This is a genomic window from Mesorhizobium sp. M7A.F.Ca.CA.004.04.2.1 (assembly GCF_004022825.1).
Taxonomy (GTDB): domain Bacteria; phylum Pseudomonadota; class Alphaproteobacteria; order Rhizobiales; family Rhizobiaceae; genus Mesorhizobium.
On the sequence record NZ_RZPH01001572.1, the window covers coordinates 1 to 793 of the forward strand.

At 64.1% G+C, this 793-nt stretch carries 1 protein-coding gene; it reads left to right on the forward strand.

Annotation, left to right across the window (positions count from 1 at the left end; genetic code table 11):
* Nucleotides 1–185: 185 nt before the first annotated feature.
* Nucleotides 186–793 (forward strand): ABC transporter substrate-binding protein (locus EN893_RS36210; protein WP_164901507.1); only part of this gene is annotated, 608 nt, incomplete at its 3' end.

Consider the following 793-nt stretch of genomic DNA (forward strand, 5'->3'; position numbering starts at 1 on the left):
GTCATGCAGCCCCCAAGCAAAAGCAAAACTGCTGGCGGTGGCTGAAGGGCCTTGGCTGGCATGATCGAGAATCCCTCGACCAGGCGGGTCGGGGCAGGGGTCACATATTAAAACATGATGACATAAGTCAACCTTAAATTTATAGCCGACCGTCATCGAGAAGCATTTGGCACGGGAGCAGCGGCATGGTCGGAAGTGTGGGCGATGGCAAGAGGATCGGCTGGTTGCAACCGGGCAGGATCGCGGCGGTGCTGCTTCTGGCGCTGTCGGTGCTGGCGCCTTCCTGCGGCTTCAAGGCGCTGGCCGCCGAGACGGTTGTCGATGCGCTGGGGCGAAGCGTCGTGCCGGGCGCGGCGACCCGAATCGTGACGCTCGGCTCCGACGTCACCGAGATCGTGCACGCGCTCGGCGCCGGCGAGCGGATCATCGCCGTCGATCGCGGCAGCAAATATCCGCCATCCGTAACCGGGAAGCCCAATGTCGGCTACCGCCGCCAGCTTTCGGTCGAGGGGCTGGCCAGCTTGCGTCCCGATCTGATCCTGGCGGCCGAGGACAGCGGGCCGCCGGAGGCGGTCGAGGTGCTGAAGTCGCTGGCGATCCCGATCGTCTTCGTCCCGCAGGACAACACCCCGCAAGGCATCGAGCGCAAGATCACACTGATCGCCGCCAGCCTTGGGCTCGAGGACAAGGGCAAGGTGGTTTCCACCGAGGTGCTCACCGCCTTTCAGACGGCAGTCGACCTGGCAGCAAATATTCCGCCGGAGCGGCGCAAGAAGGTGGTGTTCTTCCATGG